Annotated in this window: 10 protein-coding genes; 4 read left to right on the top strand and 6 right to left on the bottom strand. The window is 39.6% G+C overall.

Annotated features, from left to right (window positions below; all coding sequences use genetic code 11):
• Positions 1-288 precede the first annotated feature (288 nt).
• The 4 genes from ABVT42_RS16985 (at position 289) to ilvN (ending at position 4,313) form a co-directional block, all read left to right on the top strand.
• Positions 289-792: a GNAT family N-acetyltransferase gene (locus tag ABVT42_RS16985; protein ID WP_353897003.1), complete on the top strand. Its 504-nt coding sequence runs from the start codon at positions 289-291 to the stop codon at positions 790-792.
• A 231-nt stretch (positions 793-1,023) separates the two neighbouring features.
• Entirely contained in the window at positions 1,024-1,428 is a 405-nt protein-coding gene (locus ABVT42_RS16980; protein WP_353897002.1) for a GFA family protein, read from the top strand.
• 672 nt (positions 1,429-2,100) lie between these two features.
• Positions 2,101-3,813 (top strand): acetolactate synthase 3 large subunit, encoded by a 1,713-nt coding sequence (locus tag ABVT42_RS16975; RefSeq protein ID WP_353897028.1) that lies wholly within the window; start codon positions 2,101-2,103, stop codon positions 3,811-3,813.
• On the top strand, positions 3,813-4,313 hold the full coding sequence (gene ilvN / locus ABVT42_RS16970) for an acetolactate synthase small subunit (RefSeq protein WP_353897001.1): 501 nt from the start codon (positions 3,813-3,815) through the stop codon (positions 4,311-4,313). The genes ABVT42_RS16975 and ilvN overlap by 1 nt, the downstream gene beginning before the upstream one ends.
• A gap of 83 nt (positions 4,314-4,396) precedes the next feature.
• Here the strand turns inward: ilvN and ABVT42_RS16965 are convergent, their stop codons facing one another.
• The 6 genes from ABVT42_RS16965 to ABVT42_RS16940 form a co-directional block, all read right to left on the bottom strand.
• Entirely contained in the window at positions 4,397-5,560 is a 1,164-nt protein-coding gene (locus ABVT42_RS16965; protein WP_353897000.1) for a response regulator, read from the bottom strand.
• Positions 5,557-7,662, bottom strand: coding sequence for an EAL domain-containing protein (locus ABVT42_RS16960; RefSeq protein WP_353896999.1), 2,106 nt, complete (start codon positions 7,660-7,662; stop codon positions 5,557-5,559). The genes ABVT42_RS16965 and ABVT42_RS16960 overlap by 4 nt, the downstream gene beginning before the upstream one ends.
• Positions 7,663-7,940: 278 nt before the next feature.
• The gene (locus tag ABVT42_RS16955; RefSeq protein WP_353896998.1) at positions 7,941-8,705 is read right to left on the bottom strand and encodes an Hpt domain-containing protein; all 765 of its coding nucleotides are present in this window, start codon (positions 8,703-8,705) and stop codon (positions 7,941-7,943) included.
• A 41-nt stretch (positions 8,706-8,746) separates the two neighbouring features.
• Positions 8,747-10,441, bottom strand: coding sequence for a diguanylate cyclase (locus ABVT42_RS16950; RefSeq protein WP_353896997.1), 1,695 nt, complete (start codon positions 10,439-10,441; stop codon positions 8,747-8,749).
• Positions 10,434-10,820 (bottom strand): response regulator, encoded by a 387-nt coding sequence (locus tag ABVT42_RS16945; protein ID WP_353896996.1) that lies wholly within the window; start codon positions 10,818-10,820, stop codon positions 10,434-10,436. Before ABVT42_RS16945 ends, ABVT42_RS16950 begins: the two co-directional genes overlap by 8 nt.
• On the bottom strand, positions 10,813-14,469 hold the full coding sequence (locus tag ABVT42_RS16940) for a PAS domain S-box protein (RefSeq protein WP_353896995.1): 3,657 nt from the start codon (positions 14,467-14,469) through the stop codon (positions 10,813-10,815). Before ABVT42_RS16940 ends, ABVT42_RS16945 begins: the two co-directional genes overlap by 8 nt.
• Positions 14,470-14,859: the final 390 nt, after the last annotated feature.

Raw genomic sequence — 14,859 nt, 5'->3', positions numbered from 1 at the left:
ACTCGGTTTTTCTAAAGGTGGCGAGTTAATGAGTCAATTCTGTCTAACCTGTTTGGCTAACCGGGGTTGCCAGATGGATTTGGTCAAAACGGTTTGAAACATTATTTTTTATCGTTTCAGAAATACACCACGATTTAGAAAGATACTGGTTAGAAACTTACCTGCAAGCTAAACCGACTAATGTTTGGGGTTTTTTTCTATTTTTTCAAGTGATAAAAATAAACAAACAGACATAAAACCCTGTTAAAAGATGATGACCCACCAATATTTAACAAGCAAGTAACCAAAATGATTAACAAAACAATTAGAGAAATGACGCGGCAGGATTTTGAAAGTTTTTGGCCTTGTTTTCAATCGATTATTCAGGCGCAGGAAACCTATGCTTTTGATCCTGATATGAGCTTAAACAATGCTTATACGTTGTGGTGTGAATCGCCACTCAAATCTTTCGCTTATATTGAGAACGACAAGGTACTTGGGTCTTACTATATTCGAGCAAATGCGGCCGGACCCAGCAAGCATATCAGTAATTGTGGATATATGGTTGATCAACAGGCTAGAGGAAAGGGAATTGCCACGCGGCTTTGTGAACACTCGCAGCAAATTGCCATTGAATCTGGATTTACTGCCATGCAATTTAATTCTGTCATTTCAACCAATGACGTTGCGGTGAAACTATGGCAAAAATTAGGTTTCGCTATAATTGGTACCATTCCCAATGCGTATTATCATAAACGTTTGGGGTTGGTTGATAGCTATATTATGCATAAGGTGCTGGTTGAGCCACAATAAGTGCTATAACATCAAATAATAGAAAAGCCAGACAACGGAAAAATAAATCTGCAAAATTAAGCAATAAGCGTTTGGTCGTTAAAATAGATTCATTACAATCCGTTCAGATAGCAATGGATTATCTTAAGCGGTCAATAAAGGCATACAAAAGTTCATTTATTCCGGTCATTTGATATTAGTGATTTGTTGATAGATGGCTTGTTCCGTCAGTGAGTTTCAGGTAATTAAGTTATGCAATTAAATGGTTCATGTTTGTGTGGTTCTGTCAGTTTCACTATTAGCGGTAAGCTGGAAAAGTTTTATCTTTGTCATTGCCACTATTGTCAAAAAGATAGTGGTTCGGCACATGCCGCCAATTTATTTTTCTCGGCTGCAGAGTTGGAATGGCAATGTGGGCTAGAACAAGTAAAGCAATTTCAATTAATGGGTACGCACCATATGAAAAGCTTTTGTGGTGTTTGTGGCTCGGCAATACCCAGTAAACAACCCAATATTCATAGTGTTGTTGTTCCTGCCGGTTGCATTGACGGGCAACTAAACCAATTACCTGATGCACATTTATTTAATGCCAGTAAAGCGCAGTGGGAAACTCAAGCGGCAACCATTCCCCGGTTTGAGTTTTTACCTGAGTATTAGTGTTTTATGATTCATTTGATTGATGAAGCTCATTGGGCAAATGAATAAGGTGTAGAGCGGGCGATAGAGGTGATGCCACAAGTTAGATGGATAGCCTGCCAAGCTTTGCAATGAGACGGCATTGTCAAAAAAAATTAATATATAATCGAACAAAGCGCGAATTGGTTTAAATGTCCCTAAATTTCAATAACTTCCTAATAAAATCGGATAAATCTCAGTTTCCGTTACGTAACAAGCTCTTGCAGGATGCTCATTTGACTGCTATATAGCTTTTAGTTAGTAGACCTATGCGGGGCTGAATAGAATAATCGGGGCAGATTTCAACAGATAACGTATTTCATGAGCATTTCGTCTTTTACACAATTCGTAGTCGTCGTACTCGTACTCGTCGTGAGCGTCAGTTCACAGCGGGGATTTGCGTTATCTTAGAAAAACTCAAGTATTCAAAAACCCCCGCTTCGCAAGAACCGGGGGTTTTTTTACGGCCAGACATTGAGTCGGCTGTCATGCTGATAGATGATGATTAGCGAGTTGATTGGTAAAAACAGGTGTGAGTGAGGGTGTTAAGGTGATTCAGTTGATTGGTTGGGGGAAATCAAAATGACTTCAGAGAAAGCAAATTCAGGCAAGGCGGCTTCGAATAAGAAAACTTCAGGAAAAACTGCACCAGAAATGTGCTCTGGCGCAGAAATGGTAGTTAGAACACTTAAAGATTTAAATGTGAAATATCTGTTTGGGTATCCAGGCGGTTCGGTGCTAGATATTTATGATGCCTTATATCAGCATCCAGAAATCCAGCATATTTTAGTTCGCCATGAACAGGCTGCTACACACATGGCAGATGGCTACAGCCGCTCAACAAATGAAGTCGGTGTGGTTTTGGTGACTTCGGGACCAGGAGCGACTAATTGTGTTACCGGTATTGCAACGGCTTATATGGACTCGATCCCGATGGTTATTTTGTCTGGACAGGTGGCAACACACTTGATTGGTGATGATGCGTTTCAGGAAACAGATATTATTGGCTGTTCACGCCCCATTGTTAAACATAGCTTCAGCTGTCGCTCAGCGGAAGAAATCCCCAGTGTTATTGCCAAAGCTTTTCACCTGGCTAAATCAGGAAGACCCGGCCCTGTTGTTGTTGACTTACCTAAAGATAAGTTGAACCCTAAAGAAAAGTATCCTTATCATTTACCTAAAGAAATTAAAATGCGTTCTTATAACCCAACTATTAAGGGCCATTCCAAGCAAATTAAAAAAGCGGCACAACAACTACTGGCTGCCAAGCGTCCCGTTATTTATTCAGGGGGCGGGATTGTTGCTGCCAATGCGTCTGAATTACTGGTTAAGTTGGTTGAAAAACTCAATGCGCCATCGGTCAATACACTGATGGGATTGGGAACGATTCCTGGTACACATCCTAACTTTTTGGGGATGTTAGGTATGCATGGAACACTGGAAGCCAATAAATCAATGGCACATGCCGATGTGATTTTAGCGTTGGGTGCGCGATTTGATGACCGTGTGACAAATAACACCAGCAAGTTTTGTCCTGATACAACAATTATTCATGTTGATATCGATCCATCTTCTATTTCAAAAACCATTGAAGCAGATATTCCGGTAGTTGGCTCAGTAGATATTGTTATTCAGCAAATTCTTGATCAACTTGATAAAGAAAGTATTCAGCAAGACACTGCGGCGGTTGCTCAGTGGTGGGGACAAATCAAGCAATGGCAAGAACGACGATGTCTGGCTTATGAAAATGATAGCAAAATAATCAAGCCTCAACAGGTTATTGAGTCGGTTTACAAGGCGACGAATGGTGAAGCTTTTTTAACATCGGATGTAGGTCAACACCAGATGTTTGCCGCATTATATTACCCATTTAAGCGACCTAAACAATGGATCAATTCGGGTGGATTAGGCACTATGGGATTTGGATTGCCTGCAGCAATGGGTGTTAAACTGGCATACCCCGATGCCGATGTTGCCTGTATTACCGGAGATGGCTCTATTCAAATGAATATTCAAGAGTTATCGACTTGTTTGCAATATAACTTGCCGGTGAAAATAATTTTGTTGAATAACGGTAATCTGGGGATGGTAAAGCAGTGGCAGGATTTGGATTATGGGGGACGCCACTCGCATTCTTATATGGAATCATTACCGGACTTTACCAAACTGGCAGAAGCTTATGGTCATGTGGGCATAGAGGTAACCTCTCCTGATCAATTGGATGATGCAATTAAAGAAACTTTTGCCATGAAAGATCGATTAGTACTGCTTAATATTCAGGTAGAAGAGCATGAACATGTTTTCCCGATGCAAAAACGACAAGGGGCAATTGACGAAATGTGGTTAGCCAAAGGAGTAGAAGCCTGATGCAACAAACAGTATTATCTATTTTATTAGAAAATGAGCCAGGTGCATTATCTCGAATAATTGGTTTGTTTTCGCAGCGCGCTTTTAATATTGAAAGTTTAACGGTGGCGGCGACTGAAGAAGATTCACTCTCGCGAATTACCATTGCCACCACAGGTGATCATCGTGTCATTGAGCAAATTACCAAACAGGTCAACAAATTAGTCGATGTTTTAAAAGTTGCAGAGCTTTCTAAAGAAGTGCATATTGCCAGAGAGCTGATGTTTGTAAAAATTAATGCAACAACCCCAGATGCACGCGAAGAAATTGTACGTACCGCAGATATTTTTCGTGGTCAGATTGTTGATTGCAGCAATCAGCTATATACCGTACAACTAACGGGGAAAAAAGAAAAACTCGATGCGTTTATTCGATCGATTAAACGCCAAAGCGATATTATTGAAATTGTTCGTTCGGGTTGTGTGGCGATTGCTCGTGGTCGTCAGGCGTTACGTCCGTAGCTCACTTTTCAATAGGGTGTTAATATCTTTAGGGTGTTAATATTCTCTACGAGTGCGAAGCGTGATTGTCGATAAGTGGTTTATTATAGCGTAGCGAGAGCTGCGCGCATTAACTGACGATTTCGACGTGCTCGCCAGGCTCTGGCCTTAACGGCTTCCTGCAAGTAGTTTGGTTGTATCGGCTTCATTAAAAAGTCATCGCCACCGTGGGCTAAAGCCAGTGCATGTTTTGATGGATCGGTTTCAACCGAAAGAAATAATATTGGTAACCAGGAAAGCTGCTCTTCTTCGCGCAGAACTGCGGCAATTTCAGGGCCGGTTGCTTCTGGCATATACACATCGAGTAGTAATACATCGGGCATAAATAATCTGACGCGATCAAGTACTTCTAACGGGTTATTGACACCTTCAACTACCATACCTGCCGCTTCTAAGGCAATGACAAAGGCATGGAGTGTGTAATTATCATCATCAACTACCATGACTCGATAAGGATCTTCACCACAGGGCGTGCATAACTCATCGGTCAGGCGACATAATTGTTCAAGGTTAACAGGTTTAAGTAAATACCGACTGGCACCTGCTCGAAATGCAGTTAAACGGGATTCCATGGAGTCGTGCTTGGAAATAAAGATAGACGGTAAATGAATGTCTAGTTCGTGGCGCAACTGCGCAATGACTTCGCCGCCAGCAAAAGCACCATCAGGAAAATCCATATCCATTAATACCAAGTCGGGATAGTGTCCATTGCGACAAGTTTGAGCAAAGTCATCGGGAGAATTAAACTGTTCGGTGATGTATCCTTTATTATGTAACGTGTTCGCCAGCAATTCGGTCAGTGTATTATCATCATCAACAATAAAAATAAGTTGGCCAACTGTTGATGGAAATTCCATCTCAAGTTCATCTGGCTGCTTGATAACTTGAATTTCAGCAATTTGTTCTAAATCGAAAATGGTTAAGCCTATTTTTTCCCACATGCTTAAATCGGGTGTTGCTTGTGCCGAAATTTGTGATAATTGTTTTAATAATTCTGAAGAGGCTTCCGATAATGCATGCCATCCCAGCGTGCCCGCCGTACCTGCTAATTTGTGCAGCAGTGCATACAGTTTTTTCTCCGCGCCTGCGTGCCATTTTTTTGGATTGATCAGTTGGTATTCCTGTTTAATTGCCGAGAGCCTGAGCGGGATTTCCTGTTTAAAATCGGCGGTGAGTTGAGAGAGCTGTTTTTTAAATTCACTTGTCAAGGGACATCTCGCAATTTGTTATAGTTTTGCAACCATTGATTGAGAAAAATACTGGTTGGGATGGGTTTACCAAAAAGATAGCCTTGCATTTTAATTTTCGCAAGTTTGTTTAAAAACTGTGATTGCCGCTTTTCTTCAACACCTTCTGCGACTACATACAAATTCAGATGTGCTGCCAGAGATAACATGGTTTTGACAACGGCAGCATCGTTGTTATTCTCGCAAATATTTTGAATAAATGACTTATCAATTTTTAATTCTTTTAGCGGCAGTTGACGTAAGTATTTTAAATTCGAATAACCCGTACCAAAATCATCAATTGAAAAGTTAATACCTAGTTTTGCCAGTTCATGCATTGTTTCGGCGGTTGCTGTGGCATCTTCTATCAATAAGCTTTCAGTCATTTCAAGTGTGAGATTATTGGCATCAATTTGATGATGGCGAATGTGTTTTTTGAGATTGCCAACAAATTGTGTATCTTTAAATTGGCGTGCGCTGATATTGGCAGAAAGCGCCACCGGCTTTCCGGCTCGCTCACATTGTCCGAGTATTTCGCAGGTTTTATCGAGTACCCAATCACCAATGGGAATGATTTGTCCAGTTTCTTCCGCAATACTGATAAATTCCATCGGTGAAACCACGCCTTGTTGTGGATGGTTCCAGCGAATTAAAACTTCCCAGGAAGAAATTTGATGATGATCGTCAACTTGTGGTTGAAAATAAAGTTCGAATTGTTTTTGCCGAATGGCCTCGCGTAGTTCTCGTTCAATACGAAATCGCTTTCTGACTGCTTGATACATGGATGATTCAAAAACTAATACAGTGTTTCTGCCTGCTGCTTTTGCTCCATACATGGCGGTATCTGCTTCACGCAATAAGTCTTCGGCTGTTTCCAGCGCTTTGGGAAAAAGGGTTATGCCAATACTGGCTTGAATATAATATTGATGACCATTGACAACTAAAGGCTTGTCTAATGAGGCGAGCAACTTTTCAGCAATCGCTTTGGCTTGAATTTGTGCAGCAAAAAAGCTAGCGCCAAATCCAAGTAATAAGGCAACAAATTCATCACCGCCAATTCTTGCCAGCGTATCATCTTGTCTTAAGTTTTTTAATAAACGAGTAGCACATTTTTTTAATACCGCATCACCTTCGCTGTGTCCATGTACATCATTGATTTGTTTAAAATGATCTAAATCAATAAATAATAATGCGCCATAAAGACGTTGTCTGCGTTGACTGGCAAGTGCCATACTTAGTCGGTCTTTCAGTAATGCTCGATTTGCTAATCCGGTTGTTGGATCATAAAACGCCAGTCTTTTTAATTGTTGTTCATTGGCAATTTCATTACGTCTATCTTTCAGTTGAACAAATAATCGATTAGGTGTGCTTTCTCCATGCCAGATAGGCGTCATACTAATTTCAACTGGAATTGTTTGTTGTATTGTATCTTGTAATTGCAATGTGCCTTGCCAAACTTGTCGGTTACTAATATAGGCGCTGATTTTTTCAAATGAATTTTCTGCTGATTGATCGAGTAAAAAGTCATGAAAAGTTAAGTCGTAGGGGGGATCTTGATGAATCCCCAGTAAGTTTTTTGAAGCAATATTTAAACTAATTATTGCTCCTTTGCTATCAAGCATTAGATAAGGTTGAGGAGAAAACTGTATTCCTGCCAATAGATCAAACAGACCTTGTTTGCAGCTATCAACGGCCACATCAGGAGAAGGCGCATAATGGTTGTTTGCATCAATGGTCGATGTCAGAGTGGCAAGCGTAGGATAAATTTTCAGTATTAGCTCTTGTGCGTTTTTCGATACTTTGGCGACTTTGAATTCTCGCGTATGTGAAGGAATATGGTCAATTAGCGATTGGCAATCTTCTATTGCGGTATATTCTAGCGCAGTCGTGAGTTGACTGATTTTCTTGGTAAAGCGGCTAAATAAGCTGGTTGGATTTGCATCGGAAGGAAGCTGTAGTCGCAAAATGCCACCACCAGAGTTAGCTATAGCGATACACTGGCTGGCTACCTTCATCCAACTTTTGGGATTATTGGGGTAGATAATCGGGACTTCTGATTGTGCGAGCGACAGTTTGGGTTCCATTATCGGCTATGTTCAATCCTTATTCCTTGTTACGACAATATTTAGTTTTAGCTTAACGTTTTGACTCGATCAAAGTCAGCGTTGTTACACAGAAGCTGTCAGATATTTCTTATCATCTACTTAGCCTAGTTTGGAATAGTAAAAAATCAAGCGTAATATGTTGGCAAGTCAAGTGGTTATTCCAAATCATTACCTGATAGTTGGCTTTCATAGAAATTTTATCTAAAAGCCGAAAAGGATTGAGAATAATTGTATTCTCTGGATTAAAAAATTATTAATTAGCTAATAATACTTTCAACCGCTTGATAAAGATTATCTGCAAGATTCTGGTCTTTTTGAATGACCGTTGTTGTTGATAGTTCATCGAGGTTTTTTGAGTATTTGCTGGTAACAAATAAGGCTGGAATGTTAGCATTTTGCGATTGTGAATATCTTAATGCCGCGATGAGTGCAATACCATTTAACTCATTTAACTCTTTACCAACAATAATAAAATCAAAAGACTCGCGTAGTAAAACAGTTAAGCCTTCGAGCCCATTTGTACTAACACGTAAATGTATGGGGAGGTTTTCAAGTGTTTGCAGGTATAGACTGGCCATCATTGGTGAAGATTCAATCACAAAACCTGATTTCTCGCGATGAAAATGGCGCGAAATAATCTGCTCGATTGCAATTTCCAGCGCTGAAAAGTCAGGTTTTTTTTCGGTTAAACTGAGCGTTGCGATTTGTCGAATGAGATCGATAAAAGTAAAAATGCTGGAGATAACTGATTCAGTTAATTGGCTTTTGTTAGTGAATAAGTTGAGTAAGTTTTCAAACTGATGACATAGTCGAGTTAATATGGTTAAACCGTGTATCCCGCCAGAACCCTTTAAGCTATGTACGGCTCTAAAAATTTCGTTAAATATTTTTTTATCGTCAGGTTCTTTTTCTAATTGAAAAGTGAGATCTTCAAGGTAGTCACAGCGTTCTGGTAATTCAACCAAAAAATCATTGCGTATTTGATCCAGCAAATGATGAAATGCTTCTGGATTATTGTTCATCAGATCATGCTTCTCATTCACATAGCAAAGCGATTGCTATTTTATTCATAACTCTCGCTCATCTCAGTTAATTGGTGGGCGTTAATGGTCTGATTGCGCCCCGTTCTTTTGGCATAATATAGTGCATTGTCAGCTTGAATTAGTAATTCAGAACCATTGCGACCGGGAAAGTCAGTGTTCATGGCAAAACCAATAGAAATGGTACAACAAAACTCACTATCTTGATGACGAAATTTAACTGTTGAAAAGCGTTGTCTGACGTCATCTAATATTTGTAAAGTTTGCTGTAGACTGCACTCTGGCAAAATAATGACAAACTCTTCGCCCCCATAACGGCCAATAATGTCATATTGTCTGAGTCTTTGACGTAATAACATGGCAATGGCACAAATCACAACATCACCTGTGGCATGACCATAGGTATCGTTAACCTGTTTGAATGAATCAATATCGAGCATGGCAACACTCACCGATGATTGATTGCGCTGTGCTCGACTAATTTCATTTTCTACCGCATCTTTGATAGACGAATGCTTTAATAACCCAGTTAAACTGTCTCTGGATATTAATGCTTCTAACTGCCGCGCACGATTAATCCGGCTGCGCACAGCAGAAAGTAGTTGACTGTCCGAGATGGGTTTGGTTAAAAAGTCATCTGCACCATACTGCATAGCATCAATTTGTTTATCAAGATCAGTTTCTGAAGATAAAAATACAATCGGTAAACTTGCCCAATTTTCGTATTGTCTGACGACACCGGCCAAATCCGGTCCAAAGTAGTCTGGCATATACAGGTCCATTAAAATTAACTCAGGACGAAACTGATTTACTTTATTAATAATTTCTGTCGGGTTTTCTAAAATTTCGGCTTCGATATTTGCCGATTCAAAAACTAATCGATAATGTTCTGCCAAGCGTTTGTCATCATCGACGATCAGTACACGTTTAGCAGGGGCTCGTTTGCGCTCAAACAGTTGAACAACGCGATTAATTAAACTGGGAACATCAAGAGGTTTGATAAAAAAGCCTTGCGCACCGATTTGTGCGGCTTTAATTCGAGTATCAAATTCATCAGTAGACGACATAAATATAATTGGCGAGCGGCTGCTGTTGAGCTCTGGCATCAGGCTGATTAAGTCGGTGGATTTTTCGTCGTTTTCAAAGATAACATCCAGTAAAATCAAGTCTGGCTCATTCGATTTTAAGGCAAGTTTGAGTGCTGAGAGCTTGTTGAATTTTCGTGTTTTATAGCCAAATGATTCGATCTGATAAGAAAGTTCATCAACCAAAAAAGTGTCATCATCGACAATCCAGATATTGTAGGTTTTTGATGGGGCAGGTCCCGTATTGGAAGGGACTAATGAAAATTTGTGTTTATTGACGTGGTTTAATTCATTATTTAAGTCTTTTTTCAACTGCTTAATAGTTGTAATAAAAAGCTTAATTTCATCGCGTGTAATTTCGCTGAGAGGATCTTGCAACCAGTTTTTTACTTTGCGCTCGAGTTTGCGTGCATGAGCACTCAGGTTATTACTGCCAAAGGTACCTGCCGAACCCGTAATCTTATGTAAGCGTACGTGTAGTTCATGAAATTTTTCACGACTGGATTCTTCATTTTTCAATTTTTTGGTTAAGGCAATTAACTGATCGATTTCGTCAGGTAAATGAGCATAATAGTCCGCCTTAAGCTTATCTAGCTTTTGTTGTATGAGTTCTTCTTTTGACAGTTCAGCCATTCCTGGATTCCCAAATTTTCTGAACGTGATTAGATAATTCCATTGGATCAAATGGTTTAGCGATCACATCCAATGCGCCGAGTGATTTAAAATGTTCAATCTCAGAAGGTTGTACTTTTGCTGTCATAAATGCAACCGGAATATGGGTCAATGTTGAGATTTTTCGCAATTCTTTTAGTGTGGTAGGACCATCCATGCCGGGCATCATCACATCAAGCAATATCATATCCGGTGCAAAACTTTCAGCTTCCTGCAAGGCTTCTTCTCCTGATGAACACACTTTGACCGTTAGCGCACCTACCATTTCTAAAGCTAATTGAGCAACTTTTTGAATGTCGATTTCGTCCTCAACATACAGTATTTTTTGTAGTTTACTCATGGAGCTTCTCCTTATTTTGTTTAAGAATGGTGTGTTTTTTAAGTATTGCTTTAATTTCCAGTGGCGAAATTTTCGATCTTAATAAGACACTGTCAACCTGTTTGCTGAGTTCAACAGGCACTTCCTTGGCTGATAACAGAATGATTTCTGGTACATGTTGAGCGCTTTTTAATTGCTCAATAATCAGGTGGTTACCACTTTCAGCCAATTCTGCGTCGACCAAAACGATGTCAAATATTTCTTGATTGATAAGTAGTTTAGCCGTTTTTAAATCTTCTGCGTGACGCAATGTATAATCACTTCCCGCCATTTGTTTAATAACTAGATGAAAAGCGGTGTCATCTTCGATATGCAAAATTCTTAATGAAGGCTTGCTGGCGGTGTCCAGCAAATGTTTAACCTTTTTAATTAATTGAAATTGATCGATTGGTTTGCTGATCCAGCTGATTAACTTGTTGTGCTGACTGATAATGTTGTGAATATTTTCATAATGGGCGGTGATAATAATAATTGGGGTTACTTTGGTGCTGGCATTTTTTCTGATTTGCCCAATAACTTGCTCACCAGACAGGCCGGGTAAAAACAAGTCTATGGTTATTAAGTCATAAGATTTATGTTTGATAGCTTCTAATGCTGATTCTCCACTATATACCACATCAACATGATAATGGTGGTCAATTAAAATATAGCTCAGTAGTTCAGCGACATCGGGATTATCCTCAATGACCAGAATATTAATTTGATTGCTTGAAACTTCCTGGTTGCCTGATATTTGTTTATTGGTTTGCAGTGTTGGTAATACAAAATAAAAACTCGTTCCTTTACCTTCAGTCGATTCAAAACCGATGCTGCCATTCATTCGTTCGACCAAAGCTTTAGTTATGGCGAGTCCTAATCCTGTTCCATCTTTTTTACGAGAGTCGGAAGAGTCTGCCTGGGCAAATTTTTTAAAAATACGCGGGTAAAATTCTTTAGGAATTCCCGGACCATTATCGCTGACAGTGATTTTAACACGATTACTGATTTGCATGGCATCTATCGTTACTAAATTATTTTGTGGCGAAAATTTAACGGCATTGGATAACAGATTCGATAATATTTGCATAAAACGATTATTATCGACGCTGATTAACACATCGGGCACTGTTGGAGATATCACCAGAGAGATGTTCTTTTTGGCGCCATAGGGCTGATTGGCTTCAACGGCATTTTCTAGTAAAGCTTTCAGGAGAAAGTGTTGCATATCGAAATGCATTTTTCCAGCAACCAGTTTTTCCATATCAAGCAGATCATTAATTAAATAAGTTAAGCGCAGGCTGTTATTTTGCGCAATAGTCAGAATGTTTTTTATTCCTTCGGGTACTTCGCCGAGTGCACCACCATTAACAAGCCCGAGTGCACCTGAAATTGAAGTCAGCGGAGTACGCAATTCATGACTGACAATAGAGACAAATTCCGTTTTCATTTTATCGATACGTTTTCTTTCTGAAATATCTCGCAATAATCCTACATACATGGGTTTGCCCGAACGAGTGATTTCTGAAACCGCGAGTTCTACTGGAAACAACGTGCCATTTTTTCGCCGACCTTCAACTTCGCGATTAAAACCGATGACTTTAGGAATACCGCCATTTTGGTAATTTTTTAAATAATCATCGTGATTTTCACGATGAGGGCTTGGCATCAGCATTTTTATATTTTGGCCTTGCATCTCTTGAATGGTATAACCAAAGATTTTTTCTGAGGTGGGATTAACCGAATCAATAATGCCGTGTTCATCAATGGTAATTAAACCATCGACCATATTATTTAAAATTGCCAGTGTGTGTTCCGCCTGATCGCGCAGTGCCTGCTCATGAATTTTTTGATTGGTAATATCTACTGCGGTTGCATAAACTTTACCGGTGGTTACATCGGGCGCACAGTTCCAAAGTAGAGTTATGTAGTGATTATCATGGCATCGATACCGATTGACAAAAGAGGTCGTCGGAATGCCTTTAGCGAGATTTTTTATTTTGTTGAAGGTTTTGTCAATATCATCAGGGTGAACAAATTCAATAAAGGGAACGGATAACAATTCTTGCTCATCATAACCCAGCGCTTTAATAAACGTGGTGTTAACTTTTTCGAAATAACCTAAAGTATTGGCAATACATAAAAAGTTAAGTGATAAATCAAAAAATGATTGTAGCTCTTTGCGTGACTCTTTAAGCAACATTTCCGCATTTTTTGCATGAGTGATATCAGCGTGAGTACCGTACATCAATAAGGGCTTATTGTCTCTGGTCCAGGTATAGACTTGTCCGCGATCGTGTACCCAAACCCAATGACCGGCTTTGTGTTTCATACGGCACTGGAATTCGTAAAAATCCAATTCACCATCAAAGTGCTGGTTTAATACTTTATCCAAATCTTTTAAATCATCTGGATGCGCCAGACTCATCCAGGTTTCAATATTAACGGGTGCCAACTCTTCGAGCGTATAGCCGACAATTTCGGCCCAACGTTCATTAAACACCGTATCGCCAGTTTGTACATTCCATTCCCAGGTGCCAATATTGGTCGCTTCAATAATGGCCCTGAGTCGCCTCTCACTTTCGTGATTTTTTTGCTGTAAACGGGCAGCCTGTAATAATTGCGCTATGGTGGATAAAAATGGAGACAAGAAATCGATTTGTTGTTCTGAATAGCCGCCGGGGCGATTGGCTAACCCTATCATCGCCACCATTCGTTCGCCATGCATGACCGGAACCCCCAAAAATGCATTTAAATCGGGGTGCCCTTCAGGTATACCGCAACCTCGAGGATCGTCTTTGGGATTATTTGCTATAATCGCTTCATGAGTTTTCATCACGTGACCAAAAAGGGAGTCGAGGTTAGTAAATTCGAGCCCTTCTTCGATGCCTTCTTCATACATGGCTTTATATTCATCATTCCAGGCAATGTTAGTGATTGCGTAGGTTTTTAAATAAGGTGAGTTGACGGTGTCATACAATACTTCGCCAATAAAGCCATATTCACTGTGGGTTAAATCAAGCAGGTTTTCCAGTAAGCTTTCAAACGCTGAGCGTCGACTGGTTTTTGTAATAAATTCAGATTGGGCTGTGGCAATTGCGTTAGTGAGCTGTTGGTTTTGCTTGAGGCTTTCTTTTTGTTCGAGAAACTCTAACTGGTTGATTTCATGTTCGACACAGTTGGCTAGATTTTCTAATGTAGCCATTTCATTCGGCGTCAGCTCTCTGGCTTTTGAGTCGATGATGCACAAGGTACCAATGCGATAGTTTTGTGCAGTATGAAGCGGCACACCGGCATAAAATCGAATATTGGGCTTATCGGTTACCAGTGGATTATCGGCAAATCTTTCATCTTGACTGGCATCACTGACATAAAAAATAGTATCGTTAAGAATCGTGTGGCCACAAAATGAAATGTCTCGTCCAGTTTGTTCAACATCTAATCCTTGTTTTGATTTAAACCATTGACGATCAATATCAACAAGTGAGATTAGCGCGATATCAACATTAAAAATTTGTTTGGCAAGTAAAGTGAAGCGGTCAAAACGTTTGTCTGGTAACGTATCGAGAATTGAAAGGGAATGTAAAGCTTCAATTCTTTGTTTTTCGTCTTTTGGAAGATTCGGATGCTGCATTCGACACTCACTTTTTATTTACGGAAAAAATGAAATAAAAAGTGTGGCCAAGAAGACACTTAAACTGGTAACCCGCGGATTCGATTTCATAGAAATATTCTTCAAATTAATTAACCGCTTTAACTTTATACCTTTTAATATGCTAAATGCTTAACGGTGTTATACCCGAAGACAATTGGCTGATGTTTCTATTTAGTTTAGTACAATATTAACGGGTTGTTGTTTTCTGTGGAGCAGGTTGCTGTGAGTTCTTTAAGTTGAAAATATGAGATGATAAATATTTGAATGATTTTGTTTCTAACGTATTGAATTTTAATGTATTATTGGTGCACTGACTAAACCTCTAGGTGAAGGTGAAAGTCAAAAAACAGGTGTGTTTTTGAATTAAAA

The organism is Aliikangiella maris, from assembly GCF_040719265.1.
GTDB classification, from domain to species: Bacteria; Pseudomonadota; Gammaproteobacteria; order Enterobacterales; family Kangiellaceae; genus Aliikangiella; species Aliikangiella maris.
Note: the sequence above shows the minus strand (reverse complement) of the source record. Positions and strands in the feature narration are given on the sequence as shown.